21 protein-coding genes are annotated in these 20,513 nt (G+C 68.7%); 4 read left to right on the plus strand and 17 right to left on the minus strand.

The features are described from left to right. Window positions 1-99: 99 nt before the first annotated feature. The 15 genes from AB0I19_RS16060 to ftsH all read right to left on the minus strand — a co-directional run bounded on the left by AB0I19_RS16060 (window position 100) and on the right by ftsH (window position 13,809). Window positions 100-462, minus strand: a complete 363-nt coding sequence (locus AB0I19_RS16060; RefSeq protein WP_067495754.1) for an Lsr2 family protein — start codon at window positions 460-462, stop codon at window positions 100-102. Between the two features lie 115 nt (window positions 463-577). Beyond that, window positions 578-2,044 (minus strand): lysine--tRNA ligase, encoded by a 1,467-nt coding sequence (gene lysS, locus AB0I19_RS16065; RefSeq protein ID WP_067640833.1) that lies wholly within the window; start codon window positions 2,042-2,044, stop codon window positions 578-580. A gap of 118 nt (window positions 2,045-2,162) precedes the next feature. Beyond that, window positions 2,163-2,594 carry a rhodanese-like domain-containing protein gene (locus AB0I19_RS16070; protein ID WP_174550337.1) on the minus strand — a complete coding sequence of 144 codons (432 nt, stop codon included), beginning with the start codon at window positions 2,592-2,594 and terminating at the stop codon, window positions 2,163-2,165. Continuing rightward, window positions 2,594-3,184 (minus strand): cysteine dioxygenase family protein, encoded by a 591-nt coding sequence (locus AB0I19_RS16075; protein ID WP_357149245.1) that lies wholly within the window; start codon window positions 3,182-3,184, stop codon window positions 2,594-2,596. Before AB0I19_RS16075 ends, AB0I19_RS16070 begins: the two co-directional genes overlap by 1 nt. A gap of 154 nt (window positions 3,185-3,338) precedes the next feature. Then, window positions 3,339-4,121 carry a type III pantothenate kinase gene (locus AB0I19_RS16080; RefSeq protein ID WP_067640555.1) on the minus strand — a complete coding sequence of 261 codons (783 nt, stop codon included), beginning with the start codon at window positions 4,119-4,121 and terminating at the stop codon, window positions 3,339-3,341. A gap of 19 nt (window positions 4,122-4,140) precedes the next feature. Next, a complete protein-coding gene (panD, locus tag AB0I19_RS16085; RefSeq protein ID WP_067640553.1) occupies window positions 4,141-4,560 on the minus strand; it encodes an aspartate 1-decarboxylase in 420 nt (139 codons plus the stop codon). A gap of 14 nt (window positions 4,561-4,574) precedes the next feature. Continuing rightward, window positions 4,575-5,531, minus strand: a complete 957-nt coding sequence (panC, locus tag AB0I19_RS16090) for a pantoate--beta-alanine ligase (protein ID WP_357149248.1) — start codon at window positions 5,529-5,531, stop codon at window positions 4,575-4,577. Continuing rightward, window positions 5,531-6,484: a DUF2520 domain-containing protein gene (locus AB0I19_RS16095; protein WP_067495769.1), complete on the minus strand. Its 954-nt coding sequence runs from the start codon at window positions 6,482-6,484 to the stop codon at window positions 5,531-5,533. The genes panC and AB0I19_RS16095 overlap by 1 nt, the downstream gene beginning before the upstream one ends. Before the next feature lie 413 nt (window positions 6,485-6,897). Beyond that, window positions 6,898-8,028, minus strand: a complete 1,131-nt coding sequence (locus AB0I19_RS16100; protein ID WP_357149251.1) for a DUF6779 domain-containing protein — start codon at window positions 8,026-8,028, stop codon at window positions 6,898-6,900. 68 nt (window positions 8,029-8,096) lie between these two features. After that, the gene (locus AB0I19_RS16105; RefSeq protein WP_067640545.1) at window positions 8,097-8,570 is read right to left on the minus strand and encodes a DUF3180 domain-containing protein; all 474 of its coding nucleotides are present in this window, start codon (window positions 8,568-8,570) and stop codon (window positions 8,097-8,099) included. Continuing rightward, window positions 8,564-9,097, minus strand: a complete 534-nt coding sequence (gene folK, locus AB0I19_RS16110; protein ID WP_357149254.1) for a 2-amino-4-hydroxy-6-hydroxymethyldihydropteridine diphosphokinase — start codon at window positions 9,095-9,097, stop codon at window positions 8,564-8,566. Before folK ends, AB0I19_RS16105 begins: the two co-directional genes overlap by 7 nt. Then, window positions 9,094-9,516 carry a dihydroneopterin aldolase gene (gene folB / locus AB0I19_RS16115; RefSeq protein WP_067495891.1) on the minus strand — a complete coding sequence of 141 codons (423 nt, stop codon included), beginning with the start codon at window positions 9,514-9,516 and terminating at the stop codon, window positions 9,094-9,096. Before folB ends, folK begins: the two co-directional genes overlap by 4 nt. Continuing rightward, a complete protein-coding gene (gene folP, locus AB0I19_RS16120) occupies window positions 9,513-10,382 on the minus strand; it encodes a dihydropteroate synthase (RefSeq protein ID WP_357149257.1) in 870 nt (289 codons plus the stop codon). Before folP ends, folB begins: the two co-directional genes overlap by 4 nt. Next, window positions 10,379-10,969, minus strand: a complete 591-nt coding sequence (folE, locus tag AB0I19_RS16125; RefSeq protein WP_356984769.1) for a GTP cyclohydrolase I FolE — start codon at window positions 10,967-10,969, stop codon at window positions 10,379-10,381. Before folE ends, folP begins: the two co-directional genes overlap by 4 nt. A 479-nt stretch (window positions 10,970-11,448) precedes the next feature. Then, window positions 11,449-13,809 carry an ATP-dependent zinc metalloprotease FtsH gene (gene ftsH / locus AB0I19_RS16130; RefSeq protein WP_357149260.1) on the minus strand — a complete coding sequence of 787 codons (2,361 nt, stop codon included), beginning with the start codon at window positions 13,807-13,809 and terminating at the stop codon, window positions 11,449-11,451. A gap of 226 nt (window positions 13,810-14,035) precedes the next feature. On the opposite strand from ftsH, the gene AB0I19_RS16135 reads away from it, so the two are divergent. Further along, the gene (locus AB0I19_RS16135) at window positions 14,036-15,016 is read left to right on the plus strand and encodes a hypothetical protein (protein WP_357149262.1); all 981 of its coding nucleotides are present in this window, start codon (window positions 14,036-14,038) and stop codon (window positions 15,014-15,016) included. Between the two features lie 5 nt (window positions 15,017-15,021). Here the strand turns inward: AB0I19_RS16135 and AB0I19_RS16140 are convergent, their stop codons facing one another. Then, a complete protein-coding gene (locus AB0I19_RS16140) occupies window positions 15,022-15,879 on the minus strand; it encodes a DUF1266 domain-containing protein (protein WP_357149265.1) in 858 nt (285 codons plus the stop codon). A 62-nt stretch (window positions 15,880-15,941) separates the two neighbouring features. Here AB0I19_RS16140 and AB0I19_RS16145 point away from each other — a divergent pair, with 62 nt between their 5' ends. The 3 genes from AB0I19_RS16145 (at window position 15,942) to AB0I19_RS16155 (ending at window position 19,089) form a co-directional block, all read left to right on the plus strand. After that, entirely contained in the window at window positions 15,942-16,214 is a 273-nt protein-coding gene (locus AB0I19_RS16145) for a DUF2277 domain-containing protein (protein ID WP_067495790.1), read from the plus strand. A 113-nt stretch (window positions 16,215-16,327) separates the two neighbouring features. Beyond that, window positions 16,328-17,869 carry an aldehyde dehydrogenase family protein gene (locus AB0I19_RS16150; protein ID WP_357149268.1) on the plus strand — a complete coding sequence of 514 codons (1,542 nt, stop codon included), beginning with the start codon at window positions 16,328-16,330 and terminating at the stop codon, window positions 17,867-17,869. A gap of 323 nt (window positions 17,870-18,192) precedes the next feature. Further along, window positions 18,193-19,089 carry a LysR substrate-binding domain-containing protein gene (locus tag AB0I19_RS16155; protein WP_067495793.1) on the plus strand — a complete coding sequence of 299 codons (897 nt, stop codon included), beginning with the start codon at window positions 18,193-18,195 and terminating at the stop codon, window positions 19,087-19,089. Here the strand turns inward: AB0I19_RS16155 and AB0I19_RS16160 are convergent. Beyond that, window positions 19,086-20,435 (minus strand): amidase family protein, encoded by a 1,350-nt coding sequence (locus AB0I19_RS16160; RefSeq protein WP_357149400.1) that lies wholly within the window; start codon window positions 20,433-20,435, stop codon window positions 19,086-19,088. The genes AB0I19_RS16155 and AB0I19_RS16160 overlap by 4 nt on opposite strands. Window positions 20,436-20,513 lie beyond the last annotated feature (78 nt).

The raw sequence follows: 20,513 nt of genomic DNA on the forward strand, positions 1-20,513 counted from the left end.
ATCAGGCGCCGTTGCGTAGGCGACGAAGGAGCAAGCAACGGTGCCTGATCGTCGGGACCGCAGGGGCCGCCGACTCGAGCGCGCCAGCGCTCCAATATTTCAGCTCTTGCCGACCTCTTTGTTGTAGGCCTCGGTGATGTCGGCCGAGATACGGCCGCGTGCGGAGACCTTGTGGCCCTTACGACGGGCCCATTCACGAATTGCGGCGCTCTGCTCGCGGTCCATGGAAACGCGGCTCTTGCCCTGCGGCGCCGGCGTACCGGCGGCCTTGGTCCGGCGACGGCCACTCACGCGACGCGCGTTGGCGACCCACTCGTCCAGGCCTTCGCGCAGGCGCGCCGCATTTGCCTCCGACAGATCGATCTCGTACGACACCCCATCGATAGCGAACTCGATGGTTTCGTCCGCGATGGACTCACCGTCGACATCGTCGATCAGGCTAACGGTGACCTTCTTTGCCATGAGATGAACGTCCTCTCGAAATCGTCAAGCCTGCCTCCAGGCCGAATACCCGAGGCAAGAATACCCCGAAATGCGAAATTTCCAACACGAGGCCTTCGCCCCGCGAATTCACAGGTCAGCGACTACTCGGGCGCACAATGGGGAACAGGATCGTTTCCCGGATTCCCAAACCCGTGAGTGCCATCAACAAGCGATCGATTCCCATACCCGTTCCGGTGGTCGGCGGCATGCCGTGTTCCATCGCGGTGAGGAAGTCTTCGTCGAGCACCATCGCCTCGTCATCGCCCGCCGCGCCGAGGCGCGCCTGGTCGACGAACCGTTCGCGCTGGATGACGGGATCGACCAACTCCGAATAGCCCGTGGCCAACTCGAAGCCGCGAACATAGAGATCCCACTTCTCCGTAACGCCGTCCTTGCTGCGATGCTGACGGGTCAGCGGTGATGTCTCCACGGGGAAGTCGCGAACGAAAGTCGGCGCGTAGAGCTTGTCGCCATAGACGTGTTCCCAGAGTTCTTCGACCAGTTTCCCGTGGCCGTAGCCCTTGCCCGACGGAATTTCCAGACCGACCCGTTCGGCGAGTGCCAGCAATTCCTCGACAGTCGTTTCCGGAGTGACCTCCACACCGATCGACTCCGACAGCGACGGATACATCTCGACCGTCGTCCACTCGCCACTCAGATCATATTCAGTACCGTCGGCAAGAGTCACCACGAGGGTGCCGAATGCCTCTTGTGCGACTTCCTGGACCAATTCCCGGATCATCGTCGCCGAGTCGTCGTAGGTGCCGTAGGCCTCGTACGTTTCCAGCATCGCGAACTCGGGCGAATGGGTGGAGTCGGCGCCTTCGTTGCGGAAGTTCCGGTTGATCTCGAAGACCTTCTCCAGGCCGCCGACCACGCAGCGCTTGAGGAACAGTTCCGGGGCGATACGCAGGAACAGGTCCATGTCGAGGGCATTGGAATGGGTGACGAACGGGCGCGCGGCGGCACCACCGTGGATGGTCTGCAGCATCGGGGTCTCGACCTCGAGGAAGCCACGGCGCTCGAGCGCCGTGCGCAACGCGCGGACCACGTTCACGCGGGTACGGGCCATTTCCCTGGCCTCGGGACGCACGATCAGGTCGACGTAACGCTGACGGACGCGCGATTCCTCGTTCATTTCCTTGTGCGCCACCGGCAGCGGGCGAAGCGACTTGGCCGCCATCGACCACGAGTCGGCCATCACGCTCAATTCGCCCGTACGCGAGGAGATGACCTCACCGTGCACGAACACGAAATCGCCGAGGTCGACATCGGACTTCCAGGCGGCGAGCGCGTCGGCGCCCACACCATTGAGGCTGATCATCGCCTGCAGTTTGGTTCCGTCGCCCTCCTGCAGGGTGGCGAAGCACAACTTGCCGGTATTGCGGACGAAAATGACGCGGCCGGCGACACCGACCTGCAGGCCGGTTTGCGTATCGGGTTCGAGATCCGGGTAGGCGGAACGGATTTCGGCCAGCGTGTGCGTGCGCGGCACGACCACCGGATAGGCGTCACCACCGCCGGCGAGCAGCCGTTCACGCTTGTCCCGGCGAATCCGCATCTGCTCGGGGACATCGCTGTCCACGGCGGAACTGACGGCGCGGCCGGTCTCGGCGGAGTTAGGGGTGCTCACATTCGATAACAGTAGCGTGCACCGGAAAGGACCAGTGCGCCGCCCGTTACAACGAAGCCAGCGACTCCACTTCCCGGGCGAAGTGCGGCACCCCGACGCCCACGGTGAGCATGCCCGCCGACTTCAGCGCCTGATAACCGCCGATCAGATCGGTCGCGCGGTGCAATCCGAGTTCCTGAAGCGAGGCCGCGGCCAAACTGGACGTATAGCCCTCCGAGCAGAAAATGATCCACTCCACATCGTGGTCGCGCGCGAGCGACAACCGCGCCGACGACGTGGGATCCAGCCGCCATTCCAGCACATTGCGCTCGATCACCAGCGCGCCCGGCAGAGAGCCCTCCCGAACACGCTGCGCGGCCGGGCGGATGTCGACCAGAATGGCGCCTCGGGCCAGGGCGGCGGGGACGTCGTAGACATACAGCCTGCGCAGCTTGGCGCGCGCGTTGTCGAGCATCTGGTCAATCGACAAACGGCTCATCACAGATCACCTTCGGGCTGGTCGGTGAGGACGGTTTGGGTGCGTCGCAGGGTGCCGTGGCCGGTCACCTCGTAATAGGACATGGCGGTCAGCGGCGGCGAATACGCGTGCACGCTGAGGGTGGGATCGAGCGGGCCCGCCGTCGCGTCGGCGGCGCGGACCACATCGTGAACCCAGCCGATCGGAAACGACGCCTGATCGCCCGCGGCGAGGGTGCGCTCGCGTAACTCGGTTCCATTCCAGCGGAATTCCGACAGTGCGCCGCTGAGCACGGTGAGCGCGCCGAGCGAACCGGCGTGGTCGTGCAATTCGGTGGATTTCCCCGGCGTCCAGCTGATGAGCCAGACATCGACCTCGTCGTCGGCGATCAGGCGGGTGGCCCAGCGCTGTTCGGTCGGCCAGAGCCCGTCGGCGGGCAGCAGATGGTCGTAGCGACCGGCCAGGACATCCTCGGCGCCCTCGTCGGTGAGACGCAGCAGGTCGGCGGGGCGCAGCCGGGTGGGCAGGGCCGAGGCGACCGCGCGGTCGAGCGGCGGGGTCGCGGAGTATTCGTCACCGGCCGACGGCAGGGAAAGAACAGAAGAACGCATGAGCGCATCTCCAAGGAGTGAGAATCGGTCGAGGGAAAACGTCAGCCTCGAACGGTCGAGGCAGGTCAGCCTCGACAACACTCCTGGGTGCTCACACGGAAAGACACGGGAGCGAGCTTAGCAGGCTCCCGTGTGGACGGGCCAATGACCTGAATCACTTCTTGTTGCGCTCGTAGACGTGGCGCAGACCGGTGAGGGTGAGATGCGGTTCGTGCTGGTCGATCGTTTCCGATTCCGGCACGATCAGCGGCGCGCCCGTCCCGGTGGCGACCACGGTGACATCGGTACCGGCGAACGCGTCGAATTCGTCGCGAATGCGATCGATCAATCCGTCGACCAGACCGGCGAAACCGAAAACGGCACCGGATTGAATGCACTCCATCGTGTTCTTACCGAGCACCGAACGCGGCCTGGCCAGTTCGACGCGGCGCAACGCACTGCGTTCGACCAGTGCCTCCGTCGACACCTCGACGCCCGGCGCGATCACGCCACCGAGGAACTCGCCCTTGGCCGAGACCAGGTCGACACACGTGGCGGTGCCGAAGTCGACGACGATCGCCGGGCCGCCGAACCGGCGGAACGCGGCGAGGCAGTTGACGATGCGGTCGGCGCCGACCTCCTTGGGATTGTCGACCAGCAGTGGAATGCCGGTCCGCACACCGGGTTCCACGACCACATTCGGCACGTGCGACCAATAGCGGGCGAGCATGATGCGCAGTTCCCGCAGCACCGGCGGCACCGTCGACAACGCCGAGACACCGACCACCTGGTCGAGATCGGCACCGACAAGACCGCGCACCTGCATCGCGAACTCGTCGGCGGTGAGCAGCGGATTCGTGTGAATACGCCAGTGCCGCACCAGTTTCGAGTGTTCACCGAGACCGGAGAACAGGCCGAGTTCGATGGCGGTGTTGCGGACGTCGATCGTCAGCAGCATGTCCGACCCCCCGCCGCGATCAGGCGATCGAGAGGGAACGCGGCGAGGTGAGCCCGGAACCCTCGGGCGCGTGCGCGGGATCGGCGCCGAGCTCCACGGGCCGGTTGCGGTCGTCGACGAAGACCACCTTCGGCGCGTACTCGCGCAGCTCGGCCTCGTCGAGCTGGCCGTAGGCGATGAGGATGACCAGGTCGCCGGGGTGCACGAGATGTGCCGCGGCGCCGTTGATCCCGATCACACCCGAACCGCGTTCGCCCGCGATCACATAGGTTTCGAGGCGAGCGCCGTTGTCGATGTCGACGATGCACACCTGCTCACCCTCGAGCAGGCCCGCGGCGTCGAGCAGATCCTGGTCGACGGTCACCGAACCCACGTAGTGCAGGTCGGCGTGGGTCACGGTGGCACGGTGGATCTTCGAGGTCATCATGGTGCGCAGCATCGGCTTCGCCTTTCTCAGTGCGCCTGCGGGGCAGGCAGGGAGTTCGCGTCGGGGTGCCCGTCGAGCTGGGCGCCGAGAACAAGGGGTGCGTTGTCGATCAGGCGGGTGCTGCCGACCTTGGCCGCGACGAGCAGGCGGGCGTTGCCCGATTCCGGGGCGGGGCCGAGGAGCGAGTCGCGCAGTTCGAGGTAGTCGACCTCGACACCGTCGGCCGAGTCGAGGACGGCGCGGGCGGCGGCGAGGACACCCTCGGGGCCGAGACCCGCGGCGTGCCTGCCCGCGGCCAGTGCGGCCGACAGGGCGAGCGCCGATTCCCGTTGCGCCGCATCGAGATAGCGGTTGCGCGAGGACAGGGCGAGACCGTCGGGTTCGCGGACCGTCGGGTAGGCGACGATCTTCACGTCGAAGTTCAGGTCGCGGACCATCTGGCGGATCAAGGTGAGCTGCTGGTAGTCCTTCTCCCCGAAATACGCCTCCGAGGCGTGGGTGAGCTGCAGCAGTTTCGCGACGACGGTGAGCATGCCCGCGAAATGCGTCGGCCTGCTGCCACCTTCGAGCTCGGCGCCGAGCGGGCCCGGGTGCACGGTGGTGCGCGGGCCGTCGGGGTACATCTCGTTGGCCGACGGTGCGAACACCAGATCGACGCCCTCGGCCGCGAGCAGTGCGAGGTCGGCGTCGAGGGTGCGCGGGTAGGCGTCGAGATCCTCGCCCGCACCGAACTGCAGCGGGTTGACGAAGATCGACACGATCACGATCTGGTTGGTGAGCCGCGCCTGCCGAACCAGCTGCAGGTGGCCCTCGTGCAGCGCGCCCATGGTCGGCACGAAACCGATGCTGCGACCCGCGCCGCGCAACGCCTTGGCCACCGTGGACAGCACCTCGGGGCTGTGGTGCACGGTGAGCGCGCCGGGCTTGAACGCACCGGTCGCCCGCGCGCCGCCCTGGTGGTGATGCACTTCTCGGGATTCCATCAGTGGCCTTTCTCGGCGAGCAGCTCGAGCAGAGCGGGATTGGTCCTGGCGAGTTCGGCCGTGCGCAACGACATGGCGCGATACGACGCGGCCAGGCGTTCGTCGAACGACTCGACGGCATTCAGGTGTGCGGCGACCGCGTCCACGTCGCCCCGGGCGACCGGGCCGGTGAGCGCGGCCTGACCACGGCGCAGCGCGTTGTCGAGGGCGGCGGAGACCAGCGGGCCGATGAGGCGTTCGGGCAGGCCACCCGGTTGCTCGTCGACCACCGGCTGGCCGAGCAGCCCCGGGCCCGACATCGCTTCGCGCAGCGCCGAAACCGCGTCGACGATGAGCGTGACCAGGTGATTGCTGCCGTGCGCGAGGGCCGCGTGATACAGCGTGCGCTGGTCCTCCTCGATCCGCACCGGCTCGCCGCCCATCTCGATCACCAGCGCCTGGGCGATGGCGTAACCGACCTCGTCGGCGGCGGTGATACCGAAGCAGGCATTGGCGAGACGGGCGATGTCCTCGTCGTGACCGGTGAAGGTCATCGCCGGATGAATCGCCAGGCCCAAGGCGCCCTGCTCGGTGAGCGGGGCGAGCACACCGACACCATTGGCACCGGAGGTGTGCGCGACGATCGTGCCCGGCCGAACCACACCGGCCGAGGCCAGACCACGAACCAACCCGGCCAGCTCGGCATCGGGCACCGCGAGCAGCAACAACTCGCTGCGCTGCGCCACCTGCTCCACCGGCAGGATCTGCGAATCGGGCAGCCGCGTGCGCGCCCGGTGCACGGAGGCATCGGAAATCGCGGCGACACCGAACACCACATGCCCGGCTCGCTCGAGCGCGACACCGAGCGCCGAACCCACCCGTCCCGCCGAGACGATTCCCACCGTCAGCCGTGCGGGCGCTGGATCGACACCTGAGTTCGCGCCATCAGAATCGACACTTCTCGAGGTCAACATTGTCCTCTCGATTGCGTTCCAGTCCCGCTGTGCGGGTACCAGACGTACTGGTCGAGAATAACGGGCCCTACGCCCGCCCCGCCACGCCCCCCGTCGTGATCTAGCACACCCCCCTCTCCGGGAATTCAGGCCGGACTCAGGGGCGGGGTGACGTGCGTCGGCGGCCAGACCATGCGCGCGGTTGCGGTTGCCCGTCCCCGGTGAGTTACCCATGTCCTCACTGCCCCGCCTCCCCGAGAATTCAGGCCAGGCTTATGCGCGGAGAGACTTGCGTCGGCGGCCAGACCATGTGCGCGGTTGCGGTTGCCCGTCCCCGGTGAGTTACCCATGTCCTCACCGAAGTGGGCGGGTGCGTGGCGGATTCAGCGGTGTGGTTCGGGTGGGTGGCCCGCTGGACGGTGATCTTGGTGCGGCTATGTGCGGGTGGACTCCGATTGGAGGTTGGCCATGATGTCGGCTACCGAGAGGCGGGTGCCTTCGGATTCGGCGCGACGGCGGCGGCGAGAGCTGGTGCCGACGGTGGGGGTGGCCGGGGTGGTGTTGGGGGCCGGGCCGGAGTTCGGGGGGGCTTCGAAGCCGGATTCGGTGGTGGCGGACGTGGCGGGCTGTTCGGTCGCGGGCTCGGGAGTGAGGGAGCCGGTGGGTGCCGGAGCAGCCGTCGGGTCGGTGGCGGTGGGTGCCGGGGTCGATGACTGGTCCGTGCCGTTCGACGTGGGGGCCGAGGGTTCGGGGTCGAGGAGGCGGCCCTCGTTGTCGACCTTGCGGGTGTGGGGGGCCGACAGGCGCGGGGGCGGGGTTTTGGTCGACGACGACTTGGCCGGTTCGGGCTCGGGGGCCGACTGCTGGGACTCGGCGTATTCGTCGAGCTGCACGGCGGAGGTCTCGGCGGTGACCGGATCGTCGTAGGGGTCGGCGAAATTGGCCGACACCGGCTGCATGAAAACCGGCTTCAGGGCGCTGGGCGGTTGCTGCCACGGGCCGAACCACGCGGCGGCGGCAGCCTCGTGGCTATCGTCGATCTCGGGCTCCGCCTCGTCGAAGGCGTCGAAATCCGCGTAGGCCGATCCGCCGCTCGGCAGTGCGTCGATGCGGACCGCGTCGGCCTGCAGGGCAGGCTGGTCATCGGGTAGCGCGCCCTCGAACAGCACCTGCAGGTTCTGGCGCAGCAGCGTGAGCTCGGCGCGCAGGGCCGCGATCTCCGAGGCGTCGGCGCCCACTTCGGCGCGCACCCGCGCCTCGACACCCATCTCGTATTCGCGGCGAGCGTTGATCTCCCGCTCGAGCTGCAACTCGTACACCGTCTGCAGATCTCGCACCTTCGCCTTGTCGACGGCCGCGTCCTTGCGGTAACGAGTGGCCGCGAGGGCGCCGATCACGGCCGCCCACAGCGCCGCTACCAGGCCGATCCGGACGAATTGCACATTGTCGCTGAAGACGAGGAAAACACTGGCTGTCAGGCCGAGGAGAAGGAGGGCGCCGATGAAGAGCTTTCCCGCGTCGTCCCGCCGTCGACGGGGCGTGGTGCTACGGGAGGGTGAAACCATGGTGGCCAGGGTAGCCGGAAACAGCTGGTCGGCACACCGACAACGGGGGTGATTCCATTCGCAAGTTGCTAGGTGGTTGCCGGTTCGTCCGGTGGTTCGTCGGGCGCGCGGCAGCAATACTCGAGCCACAAAGCCGCAGCAACCAGGGCGGAACCGGCGAGCAGACCGACCACCGCGCCCGGTGAGTCCGAGGCCGCCGCCGTCACCGTGCCGCTCTGTGGGAAGACCCACAGCAGGAAGCCGAGCCACACGCCCGCCGCCAGCGAACCGACCTGCAACGACGCCTTGGCCAGCGCGGCCGCTCGCGCCACATTGATCGGATGCAGTTCACCCGGTCCGTCACCGATGCGCTGCTCGGCGATCCGGTTCTTGACGACGAACCCGAGCGCCGCCTCGATCCCGGCCACCGGCAGCAACGAGGCGCCGGCGAGCACCGAGATGGACGGGAAGGTCGAATAGGCGAAGCGGGTCGCGGTCCAGGCGATGGCCGCGGCCAGCACGACATTCAGGGCGAGGTCGAGCAGCCGGGTCGGTTTCAGCACGGGCGGGCGCCTTCGCGCAGGACCAGGTCGGTGCGGATCACACCCGCGCGTTCGGCGGGGTCGACGGCGGCGAGCAGGTCGGCGACGGGCACCTGGGCGCCGTCGACGTGCAGACGGGCGTCGGGCTCGACGTCCAGCCACGGAACCAGCACGAACGCCCGATGGTGCGCCTCGGGGTGGGGCAGGATCAGCGTCGGATCGCTGTCGCGCACAACGGCTTCGCCGCCGTCGACGCACTGCACGATGTCGACGTCGAGCGTCCTGGCGCCCCAGCGCACCTCACGCACCCGGCCCGCCGCCTGCTCGAGCCGCTGCCCGAAACGCAGCCAGTCGTAGTCGTCGAACGACGGATCCTCGGCCACCACAACGGCATTCAGGTAGTCGTCCTGCTCCACCCCGCCCCACGGTGCCGTGGTGTACACCGGTGACACCGCGCGGGTGCGCTCCCCCAGCGCGTCGAGCACGCTGCGCAGATTGGCGAGCCGGTCGCCGAGATTGGCGCCGATCGAGAGCACCGCACGGGTCATCGGCGCGGCTCCGGCACCGCGGTGCGGTAGCGGGTGGCCACCACGCGCACATCGGTGAAGGTGTGCGGGATCGGGGCCGACGGCTTGTGCAGCACCGCTTCGACCGCTTCGATCCGCGGGTCGGTCATCACGTCGTCGGCGATCTCGGAGACGACCGTTTCGATGAGATCGCGCGGCGGGCCGGCGACGATGCGCACGGCGCGTTCGGCGAGGGCGCCGTAGTCGACCGTGTCGGCCAGATCGTCGGAGGCCGCGGCGGCCGCGAAATCGACCCACACGGTGAGGTCGACGACGAACTCCTGACCGTCGCGGCGCTCGAAATCGAACACGCCGTGCCTGCCGAACACGGTGAGTCCGCGCAGTTCTATGCGCGAGGACGCGGGCCGGTCGGCGGGCGGGGGCAGCAGCGGTGAGTTCATCGGGCGGCTCCTCGGGCGGCGGTGGCGCGCTGCCACGCATCGACAACGGTGACGGCGTCCAGCGAAGCGCGCACGTCGTGGACGCGCACGCCCCAGGCGCCGTGGGTCGCGGCGAGCGCCGACACGGTCGCGGTGGCGACCTCACGTCCGTCGGGCGGGCGCGGGCCGGATTCGTCGGCGAGCAGGGCGCCGAGGAAACGTTTGCGGGACGCGCCGATCAGGATGGGCAGGCCGTCGGCGACCAGCTCCGGAAGGGCACCGAGCAGGGCCCAGTTGTGGTCGGCGTTCTTGGCGAAACCCAGGCCCGGATCGAGGATCAGCCGGTCGGCGGCGATGCCCGCGGCCACGGCCAGGTCCACCTGGGTGCGCAGTTCGGCGCGCACCTCGGCGACCACGTCGTCGTAGTGGTCGGCCGGGCCGGTGTGGCGGTAGTCGGCGCCCGCACGCCAGTGCATGAGGATCCACGGCACGCCCGCCTCGGCGACCACACGGACCATGTCCGGGTCGGCCCGCCCGCCGGACACGTCGTTGACGACGGCGGCACCGGCGGCCAGCGCCGCCTCGGCCACCTCGGCGCGCATTGTGTCGACGCTGGTCGGCACACCCGCCGCGACCAACCCGCGGATCACCGGCGCAACCCGCGCGGCCTCCGTGGCCGGGTCGACGCGGTCGGCGCCGGGCCTGGTGGACTCACCACCCACATCCACGATGTCGGCGCCCGCCTCGTACAGGGCGACACCGTGCGCGATCGCGAGTTCGGGATCGAGATAGCGACCGCCGTCGGAGAACGAATCGGCGGTCACGTTCACCACGCCCATGACCACACATGAGCGGCCGCCCCGCGCGGTCACGAGGGGCTGATTCATTTGCGCAGGATCAGGTCCAGCGCCTCGGATCGCGAGGCGGCATTGGTCTGTAAGAGGCCACGCACCGCCGAGGTGGTGGTGCTTGCGCCGGGCTTGCGGATACCGCGCATCGCCATGCACAGATGCTCGGCCTCGATCACCACGATCGCGCCGCGCGGGTCGAGCCTGCGCATCACCGCGTCGGCGACCTGGCTGGTGAGACGTTCCTGCACCTGGGGGCGCTTGGCGTAGAGGTCGACCACGCGGGCCAGCTTCGACAGGCCCGTCACCCGGCCGTGCGGGCCGGGGATGTAGCCGACGTGCGCGACGCCGTGGAACGACACCAGGTGATGCTCACAGGTGGAGAACATGGGGATGTCACGCACGAGCACGAGTTCCTGGTGACCCTCGTCGAAGGTGGTGGCCAGCACCTCGTCGGGCTCGGTGTAGAGGCCGGCGAACATCTCGCGGTAGGCGCGGGCCACCCGGGCCGGGGTATCGACCAGACCGGGGCGATCGGGGTCCTCACCGACCGCGAGCAGCAGTTCACGCACCGCGTTCTCGGCGCGCTGCTGGTCGAACGCGCGGCCTGTCGCGAGCGCCGTCAGCTGGGCCGGGCTCGTCTCGCCGAGCTCACCGGCCGGGTCGAACCCCGAACCGTTCCCGGCCGGCTCAGCGACTTTCCTATTGGCCGACAACTTCTCCACACCTCCGGGTCAATCCGGTACCGCTACCGGGTCTGTCCGGCTGCGGGCGGTCACCAGAGCCGGAACGTCCCGACTCGGACGGTGACCAGAGCCGAAACGATCCGGCTCGAACATCCCAGCGTAGTTGGCGCGGGGCCGACCGCAGCAGCTCGGCCTGGTGTCCGCGGTCCCGCATCCGCGACACGTGACCTCGCGCGCGGCACACAATGCCTGCTGGGAGCGGCACACATGGCCGGAAAGACCCGACAGTCACCACGCGCGGGACGCGGCGCCGCACCCGTCTCGCTCGCCGCGCGCACGATCGGCGACGCGTGCGCCCGATCGGTGCGCCGCCTGGTGTAGTTCCAGGCGGGCCGACCGGGCGAGCGCGACGGGTGCGGTCAACGACCGTTCGGGCCGTTCCATTCGTTGGTGTCCGGGTCCGCGTCGCGCGCAGGTGGCTGCTGCGGCGGTGCGGTCGGCTGCTCGCCCCACGGCTGGAACTCGCTGCCGTGGCGCGGCTGGTGCTGGGGGGCCTGCTGCTGCGGCGGCTGTGACCAACCACCCTGGCCCTGGGGCTGCTGCTGCTGTTCCTCGTGCGGCGGCCAGCCGGGCGCCGACCAACCGGCCGGGGCGCCGTAGTCCGGACGGGAACCGTGCGTGCCCGTCGGACGCGGGAACGCCTGGGTGGGTGCGTTGGGCAGCGGGTATCCGGCGGCGGGCGGGGCGGGCTGACCGTAGGGCTGCTGGCCCGGGTAGCCGTTGGGCTGCTGCGGCGGGGCGCCGTTGGGCACCGGAACCGGCGCGGGCTGCACCGGCGGCCAGGGCTCACCACGCTCGAGCGCCAGCTCACCCGGGGTCTTCACCGGCGGCTTGTCCGACGGCAGACGCTCACCGAAATCGTTGAACGCGGTGATACGCGGACGCTTCTCGACACCGGCGAGGACCTCCTCGAGGTCCTTGCGGTGCAGGGTTTCGCGTTCCAGCAGGGCCGTGGCCAGCGCGTCGAGCTGCTCGCGGTACTCGCTCAGGATCGACCACGCCTCGGTGTGCGCGGCCTCGATCAGGTTGCGCACCTCCTCGTCGATCTCGCGGGCGACCTCGTGCGAGTAGTCGGCTTGCACGCCCATCGAGCGGCCGAGGAACGGGTCGCCCTGCTCCTGGCCGTAGCGCACCGCGCCGAGGCGGGCGCTCATGCCGTACTCGGTGACCATGCCGCGCGCGATCTTGGTTGCCTGGTCGATATCCGACGACGCACCGGTGGTCGGCTCGTGGAACACCAGTTCCTCGGCCGCGCGGCCACCCATCGCGAAGACCAGTCGCGAGATCATCTCCGAGCGGGTCATCAGGCCCTTGTCGTCCTCGGGCACCGTCATGGCGTGACCGCCGGTGCGGCCGCGCGCCAGGATGGTGACCTTGTAGACCGGCTCGATATCGGGCATCGCCCACGCGGCGAGCGTGTGCCCACCCTCGTGGTAGGCGGTGATCTTCTTCTCGTGCTCGCTGATGATGCGGCTCTTGCGACGCGGACCACCGATCACCCGGTCGACCGACTCCTCGAGCGATTCGCCGGTGATGACCGACCCGTTCTCGCGGGCGGTGAGCAGAGCGGCCTCGTTGATGACGTTGGCCAGATCGGCGCCCGACATACCGACGGTGCGCTTGGCCAGACCCTCGAGGTCGGCGTCCTGCGCGATCGGCTTGCCCGCCGAGTGCACCCGAAGGATGGCGCGACGACCGGCCAGATCGGGGTTGCCGACCGGGATCTGCCGGTCGAAACGACCGGGGCGAAGCAGCGCGGGATCGAGGATGTCGGGGCGGTTGGTCGCCGCGATCAGGATGATGTTGGACCGGTCGCCGAAGCCGTCCATCTCGACCAGCAGCTGGTTGAGGGTCTGCTCACGTTCGTCGTGACCGCCGCCGAGGCCCGCGCCGCGCTGGCGGCCGACCGCGTCGATCTCGTCGACGAAGATGATGCAGGGACTGTTCTGCTTGGCCTGCTCGAACAGGTCGCGCACACGCGAGGCACCGACACCGACGAACATCTCGACGAAGTCCGAACCGGAGATGGTGAAGAACGGCACCCCGGCCTCACCCGCGACCGCGCGCGCGAGCAGCGTCTTACCGGTTCCGGGCGGGCCGTAGAGCAGGACGCCCTTCGGGATCTTCGCGCCGAGCGCCTGGTAGCGGGCCGGATTCTGCAGGAAGTCCTTGATCTCGTACAGCTCTTCGACGGCCTCGTCGGCACCGGCCACGTCCTTGAACGTGGTCTTGGGCATGTCCTTGGACAGCAGCTTGGCCTTGGACTTACCGAAGCCCATCATGCCTCCGCGACCACCGCCCTGCATGCGCGACATCACGAAGATGAACAGGCCGACCAGCAGCACCATCGGCACGATGAACAGCAGCAGCTGCGACAGCCAGCTCTCCTGCTTGACCACCGTGTCGTAGGGCGCGCCCGACTTCTGGACCGCGTCGAGGATCTTGGCGGAGGTCTCACCGCCGCCGGGGTACTTGGCGACGATCTTGGCGTTGTTGTTGGTCGCGTCGTTGCCGTTGTTCAGTTCGACGCGGAGCTGCTGCTCCTTGTCGTCGATCTGGACGTTCTTGACGTTTTCCTTGTTCTCCAGCTGACTGAGCGCCACGGAGGTGTCGACACTCTCCCAGCCGCGCGTGTCATCGCCGAGATAGCTGAACAGCCAGATCATGAGCATGATGCCCGAGATGATCGCCAAGGTGCGAAACACTGTCTTGCGGTTCATAGAGCGTCGGCCGGACGGCCCAGTCCTTTCCGGTTATTTCTCCGGGGTGTGCCTAGCGAAGCTGTCGAGATCGGCGGGATTCGGATGCGGACATGCCACGTTACCGCGTACGGTCTAGTCGATACATCGCGCAGTTCGGCTGCTGGTGCAGCTGCACTGGTAAACGGCCGGGGAACGGGAGAGGTTCCCGAGTACCCCGTCCGGGTTGTTGCAAGTGGCCACAATCATGTCATGCCCGTCTTATCGTGGGCGAGGACACAACTACAGCGCAGGGGGTACGGACATCGTCGAGCTACGAACACCCACAGCGATTCTGCGCCACGGCGAGGGGCGGCTCACCGTCCTCCGGCCGGGTACCGACGGCGAACGGGTCCTCGACGTTCCCATCGCCGACCTGCTCAAAGTCCGGCTGAACCGCCGCGCCGACGACGCGGTGGTGATCGAGATCTACCTGCGTTATCCCACCGCCGTGCTCACCGGTGTGCCCGCCGACCGCACCCCGCTGCCGGTGCTGATCGCCGAACACGACGTGCCGACCGCGCTCGGCATCGTCGACCGGATCAACGACCAGATCATGGCCACCCAGCGCATCGATATCGCCGCGCCCGATCTCACCCCGCCCGCTCCCGAGTGGGGCAAGTCCGGGCCGGTCCGCGCCGATGTGGACCGCGCCGTGCGCCGGATGGCGCCGCGCAAGGACGCCCGCTCGGCGATCAACGCGCTGCACCGGTACGTCACCTCCGACGAATACGTGCTCGAGACCGCGATCGCCATCGCCTCGCCGCCAGCCGGCTCGGGCGCCGGGCTGCTCGCGGCGACGACCGACCGGCTGCTGTTCATCGGCATCGGCGGCGATCGCTATGCCCACGAGCTGCCCGTTCCCGCGATTCTGGGCGCCAGGACCGTCGAGAGCCATGCCGCGCCCGGTGAGATCGACACCAGGCACGGCGGCTCGGGGATGGATGTCAGCGACGGCAATCGCACCCTGCATTTCGCGGGTGTCGATCGGGCCGACATCGAACGCGTGACCTGCGCGGTGAACTTCGCCGTGCGCAGGCAGGCGGCCGACGGCGCGCCCGGGCCCGCCGATCCCGGCGTCACCCAGCTCTACAGCGAATGGGAACTGCTGGTGGAGCGGCATTCACTCGGCATGGTCGACGACACCCAGTTCCAGCGCTACGGCCGCGGGATCCTACGCAGCCTGTAGCTCGGTCAGCTGGGCTCTTCGGTGGGCGCCTCGGTCTTGGGTTCGGACTCGTTGAGTTCGATGCGTCGCCACGGGCTGGTCGGGCGGGTCCACAGCCGCAGCAGTTCCATCCGCCGGTCGACGCCGCCGTTCTTGAGTTCGGCGAGATCCTCGGTGGCCTGCCAGTAGGTCCAGCCCGCTAGATAGGCGTCGCCGAACTGGCGCCAGTTGCGGTAGCGGCGCTGGGCGGGCGGCAACGCACGCATGACGTACTCCCACGCCACGTCGGCCTCGAGATACCCGGCCGTGAACGCCATCCGCGCCACCGCGACCACGCGCGCCAGGTCCCAGGCGTGGATGTCGTTGGGCAGCGGGCGGGCCAGGTGCTCGGTGAAACCGATCTTGATGGCCTGTGCCCAGATGTCGTAGTCGCGGACCAGCGCCTCCGGGTTGTCCATCCCGCGGAACGAACCGACCTGGCGCAGGAAGGCGCGGTGCCGGTCGGCGCGTTCGCCGAAGCGGTCGCGTTCACTGGCATTGACGGACGCCATCACCAGCGGATGCACCAGCGCGTACAGCGGCGCGTGCATGCCCTCGAGGAGCTGTTCCATCGAGGCGCGCGCCTCGTTGCCGTCGGTGATTCCCCACGCGCCGGTGAGCGTGTCGATGGCGAGTTCACGCCGGTCACCGAGGGGGTGTTCGCGTTCGGGACCGAGCAGTATGGCGTCGTGGAAGGCGTCCCACCGGGTCGAATAGAAGGCACCCAGTGCCAGGGCGCGCAGCTCGTCGTCGCTGACGCCCGCCCCCGACCAGTGGTCTTCCTCGCGCTCGTCGAGTTCCGGGTAGGGAAAGGTGGTCAGCGCTGGTACTCCCCGAGCAGGCATGCGGCCGAGTCTAGTGTCTTCTTGTCCTGCAGTGATGTGCCCCACAGGTCTATTGTTCTGTCATGTGTAGAAATATCACCGTCTTGCGTGGTCTGGAGCCTGCCGCCACCGAGCAGGAGATCTACGCTGCCGCCTTGCAATATGTGCGCAAAGTCGGCGGCATCTCCGGGCTGAGCAGCACCACCAAACCCGCGGTCGACAAGGCCGTCGCCGCCATAGCCGCGGCCACGACCACCCTGCTCGCCGAGCTCCCCGACCGCCGCGTGCCGCCGCCGACGGAACCCCCGTTGCGCCGGATCGCGGCACGCGATGCCGAGGTGTCCGAGACCGGCTAGACCCGAGGAAGATTCGCGCGCACCGGGTAACCGGTGCGCCGATAACCCGTGACGTACGGGCGCGACCGTGCCAGGCTGGTTGTGATTCACACAACGCAGTGGGGAGCACAACCGTGACACACATCGACCAGGTGATCGACGTCCGCAACCCGGCAACGGGCGAATCCGTGGGAACGGTGCCCGTCACCGACCCGGACGACGTCGCGGCCGCCGTCCGCGAACTGCGCCTCTACCAGCCCGAATGGGAGGCCATCGGGCCGAACGGGCGCAAGGAGTGGCTGCTGAAGCTGCAGGACTGGTTGATCGACAACACCGAACACCTGGCCGACGTGCTGCAGTCCGAGACCGCCAAACCGCGCGTCGACGCATTGATCGACCCGGCCTTCGCGGTCGATCTGGCCGGCTATTACGCGCGCCGGGCCGCCAAGTTCCTCGGCGACGATCACCCGTCGCCGCACAGCCCGCTGGCCAGGGTCAAGGCCCTCACCGTCACCTATCGGCCGTATCAGGTGGTCGGGGTCATCACGCCGTGGAACTTCCCGCTCGCGATGCCCGCGATCGACGTGTTCCCCGCGCTGGCCGCCGGCGCTGCCGTGATTCTCAAGCCGTCCGAGGTGACACCGCTGTCCGCGGTCGAGCTGGCGCGCGGCTGGGCCGAGATCGGCGCGCCGCCGGTGTTCAAGGTGGTGACCGGCGCGGGCGCGACCGGAGCGGCCGTGGTCGACAACGCCGATTACGTCCAGTTCACCGGCTCCACCGCGACCGGCCGCAAGATCGCGCAGGCCTGCGCCGACCGCATGGTGCCCTACAGCCTCGAGCTCGGCGGCAAGGACCCGGCGATCGTCCTGGCCGACGCCGACCTGGACCGCGCGGCGCACGGCATCGCCTTCGGCGGCATGTTCAACGCCGGTCAGGTGTGTATTTCGGTGGAGCGGGTGTATGTCGAGGCACCGGTCTACGACGAATTCGTCGAGAAGCTGACCGCGGCCGTCGCGGCGCTGCGCCAGGGCGCCGACGACCGTGAGTCCCGCAACGACGTCGGCGCGCTGGCCAACGAGAACCAGCTGCGCATCGTGGAACGTCACGTGAACGAGGCCGTCGCGGCGGGCGCACGGGTGACCACCGGCGGTAAACCGACCGGCGTCGGCACCTTCTTCGAGCCGACAGTGCTTGTGGACGTCGATCATTCGATGTCGTGTGTCGCCGAGGAGACCTTCGGTCCGACCCTTCCGGTGATGAAGGTGGCCGACGAGGACGAGGCGGTGCGGCTCGCCAACGATTCGATCTACGGCCTGTCGGCGTCGGTGTGGACGGGCGACAAGGCGCGTGGCGAACGCGTGGCGCGGCGGCTGAACGCGGGCGCGGTGAACATCAACGACGTGTTCGCCAACCTGTTCAATTTCGCCATGCCGATGGGCGGCTGGGGTCAGTCCGGCGTCGGCGCGCGCTGGGGTGGCGCGGCCGGAATCCGGAAGTACTGTCGTGCCCAGGCGATCACGGCGCCGAAGCTGCCGACCATGTCCAAGGAATTGTTCTGGTTCCCCTACGACATGAACAAACTCGTCGTGGCGGTGGCGGCGATGCGGTTGGCCGGTGCGCGTGGGCTGCGGCGAGTGGATCTGGCCAAGGTGTGGCGCCTCAAGGGTGGCAAGTAGGTTCCGCAAACCTGATTGTGATCAATGTCACCTATTTGTCGGTTCTGCGTGGTCAGCGAGCCTCCGCAAGGCCCCGCGACAGCGCGCGAAGCGCCGATCCCGCTGTGAAAAGCAACGCATTTGCCCTGGTCAAACGCCCAGGTGCCGCAATGAGGCCGCTCACATCGATCGTCGGTGAAATTCGATCGGACTCGGTGGTGCGATGCACCATGCCAGGCCATATGCTGTGAGATACCGACCTGGTGACTGTTTTGACCCGCTTTCGCGAACTTCTCTGCCCGTTTTGGCTAGATTTTCCCGACCGATTCTGATAGCAAGGTGCTATGGACCCGCATTTGCGCGATCTGCGGTATTTCGTCGCCGTCGCTGAGGAACTGCATTTCACCAACGCCGCTCAGCGGCTGCATATCGCCCAGCCGACGCTTTCCCGCCAGATCCGCCAGCTCGAACGCCAGCTCGACGTGGTCCTGTTCGACCGCAATCAGCGCAGCGTCGCCCTCACCGTCGCCGGTAAGGAACTGCTCGAGGGCGCCCGCAAGATCCTCGAGCTGTGGGAGGTGACCAACGTGTCCCTCCAGGAAGCAGGCGAGGTGCTGCGCGTCGGCATCCAGTCCGCGCTGGGTCGCGGCCTGCTCAACGATCTGGAAAGCGCGAGCGGACACCGCCTGGCGCTGCACGCGGCGTCCTGGAACGACCCGTCGAGCGGCCTCGCGGGCCGCCAGGCCGACCTGGCCCTGGTGTGGTTGCCGCTGCCCGACCCCAACCGCTACCGCTGGCAGGTGCTGCGCACCGAGCCGCGCTGGGTGTTGCTGCCGGAGAACCACGCGCTGGCCGAGCGCGACACCATCGACTTCGCCGATCTGCTCGACGAGCCGTTCGTCGCCCTGCCGACCGAAGCCGGTGCGGTGCGCGATTTCTGGCTCGGCAACGACGCGCGCGGTGGTCGCGCGGCCAAAATCGGCGCCGAAGCCGCCACCCCCGAGGACAAGCTCGAGGCGGTGAGCCTCGGCCTCGGGGTGTGCCTGCTGGCCGAAAACAATGTGCCGATGTACCGCTGGCCCGGTCTCACCGCGCGACCGGTCGCCGGCCTTTCGCCGTGCGAGCTGGCCGTCGCCTGGCGCGCCGACGACACCCGTCCGACGATTCTGGAATTCGCCGGTCGCGCTGTCGACGGTGGTTTCTCCGAGCCCGCGCAGGCACCGCAGCCGATCGCGGTCTAGTTCGTCAGTTCGATTTGGGCGGCCAGGCCGAGCAGGGTCGCCTCGGTGCCGGGTGGGCCTGCCAATTGCGCGGCGAGCGGGGTGTGCGCCTCGGGATGGATGCCCATCGGCAGTGACGCGGCAGGCCAGCCGACCAGATTCCACACGCCGGTGAACGGTGCGTAGCGCACCGAGGACGCGACGTTGGCCGCCCAGCCGCGCCTGCTCCACTGCCGCGCCTTGGGCGGCGGGGCGGCCAGCGTCGGGGTGATCACCACGTCGAAGTTCTCGAAGAAGTCGAGCAGCCTGGCTTCGGCCCGGTCGGCCTGGCTCGGCCGGACCAGGCGCAGGCGGCGGATGAGCCGGCCGAGGGCCAGGTGCCTGCGGGTGCGTGGTTGCAGCCGCTCGGGATCGGCCAGTCGCTCGGCGTCGGCCAATCCCGCTGTGGGCCAGCGCAGCAGCATCGCCAGTGCCGCGTCGCCGTAGGGCAGTTCGACGGGCTCCACGAGGTGCCCGGCCGCTGCCGCGCGCGCACCCGCGGTGCGCGCCGCCGCCGTCCAGTGCCGATCGACCCGGACCAGTCGCGACGGCGGAGCCACGGCCAGTCCGATACGTAGTCGATGCGGCGGCCGTAGGTCGGCCAGATCGCTGCGGTCGGCCAGGACCGAGAGGGCGAGGGCGGCGTCGGAGACGGTGGTCGCGAGGATGCCGTTCTCCGCCATGCCCGACCAGGAGTCGGCGCCGATCCCGGCGGGAACCACGTCGCGACCTGGTTTGATGCCGAAGACACCGCAGGCGGCGGCGGGCACCCGGATCGAGCCGAGCCCGTCGTTGCCGTGCGCGATGGCAACCAGGCCCGCCGCGACGGCCGCGGCCGCGCCGCCGGAGGAACCACCCGGCGTGCGGCCCACATCGCGCGGGTTGCGGGTGACGCGCCCGTCGGCGTCGGTGTTGGCCCACAGGCCGAGCTCGGGCATCGCGGTCAGCCCGACGACGATCGCACCCGCCGCCCGCAGTCTCGCGACCACCGGGTGATCGGCCGGTTCCGCCGCGGCGGACGTGGCGGCCGAACCGGCCGTGGTCGGCTCCCCCGCGACAGCGATGTTCTGCTTCACCGCGACCGGAACCCCGGCCAACGGCAGCTCGTCCAGGTCGGGTCGCGCGGTGAGTTCGAGTGCCTCCGCGCGCGCCTGCTCGGACCGCACGACGGTGAAGGCGTTGATCTTGTGGTTCTCCGACGAGATGCGGGTGAGCGCGTCGGCGACGGCGTCGGCGGGCGTGATCGTGCCCGCTCGCACCCGCGCGGCCAGGGCTGCGGCCGGGCCGCCGATCGGGAAGTCGTCGGCGGGTTGGTGGGAGGAGTTCATCGCCACCTCAGCGTCCGTCACGCCGTCGTCGTCGACGGACTCCCATGCTACCGCTGTGAGGTCATCGTGCATGTGCGG

It is taken from the genome of Nocardia sp. NPDC050413 (assembly GCF_040655475.1).
Lineage (GTDB): Bacteria > Actinomycetota > Actinomycetes > Mycobacteriales > Mycobacteriaceae > Nocardia > Nocardia coubleae.

Bases quoted from the DNA above. Each gene is read 5' to 3' on its own strand.
- AB0I19_RS16060 (WP_067495754.1), bottom strand. From the start codon at position 462: ATGGCAAAGAAGGTCACCGTTAGCCTGATCGACGATGTCGACGGTGAG.
- AB0I19_RS16135 (WP_357149262.1), top strand. From the start codon at position 14,036: ATGTCATGCCCGTCTTATCGTGGGCGAGGACACAACTACAGCGCAGGG.
- AB0I19_RS16160 (WP_357149400.1), bottom strand. From the start codon at position 20,435: ATGAACTCCTCCCACCAACCCGCCGACGACTTCCCGATCGGCGGCCCG.
- AB0I19_RS16145 (WP_067495790.1), top strand. From the start codon at position 15,942: ATGTGTAGAAATATCACCGTCTTGCGTGGTCTGGAGCCTGCCGCCACC.
- AB0I19_RS16100 (WP_357149251.1), bottom strand. From the start codon at position 8,028: ATGGTTTCACCCTCCCGTAGCACCACGCCCCGTCGACGGCGGGACGAC.
- folB (WP_067495891.1), bottom strand. From the start codon at position 9,516: ATGAACTCACCGCTGCTGCCCCCGCCCGCCGACCGGCCCGCGTCCTCG.
- AB0I19_RS16155 (WP_067495793.1), top strand. From the start codon at position 18,193: ATGGACCCGCATTTGCGCGATCTGCGGTATTTCGTCGCCGTCGCTGAG.
- panC (WP_357149248.1), bottom strand. From the start codon at position 5,531: ATGGAATCCCGAGAAGTGCATCACCACCAGGGCGGCGCGCGGGCGACC.
- panD (WP_067640553.1), bottom strand. From the start codon at position 4,560: ATGCTGCGCACCATGATGACCTCGAAGATCCACCGTGCCACCGTGACC.
- AB0I19_RS16080 (WP_067640555.1), bottom strand. From the start codon at position 4,121: ATGCTGCTGACGATCGACGTCCGCAACACCGCCATCGAACTCGGCCTG.
- ftsH (WP_357149260.1), bottom strand. From the start codon at position 13,809: ATGAACCGCAAGACAGTGTTTCGCACCTTGGCGATCATCTCGGGCATC.
- lysS (WP_067640833.1), bottom strand. From the start codon at position 2,044: ATGCGGATTCGCCGGGACAAGCGTGAACGGCTGCTCGCCGGCGGTGGT.
- folK (WP_357149254.1), bottom strand. From the start codon at position 9,097: ATGACCCGTGCGGTGCTCTCGATCGGCGCCAATCTCGGCGACCGGCTC.
- AB0I19_RS16075 (WP_357149245.1), bottom strand. From the start codon at position 3,184: ATGCGTTCTTCTGTTCTTTCCCTGCCGTCGGCCGGTGACGAATACTCC.
- folP (WP_357149257.1), bottom strand. From the start codon at position 10,382: ATGAATCAGCCCCTCGTGACCGCGCGGGGCGGCCGCTCATGTGTGGTC.
- AB0I19_RS16070 (WP_174550337.1), bottom strand. From the start codon at position 2,594: ATGAGCCGTTTGTCGATTGACCAGATGCTCGACAACGCGCGCGCCAAG.
- AB0I19_RS16140 (WP_357149265.1), bottom strand. From the start codon at position 15,879: ATGCCTGCTCGGGGAGTACCAGCGCTGACCACCTTTCCCTACCCGGAA.
- AB0I19_RS16095 (WP_067495769.1), bottom strand. From the start codon at position 6,484: ATGTTGACCTCGAGAAGTGTCGATTCTGATGGCGCGAACTCAGGTGTC.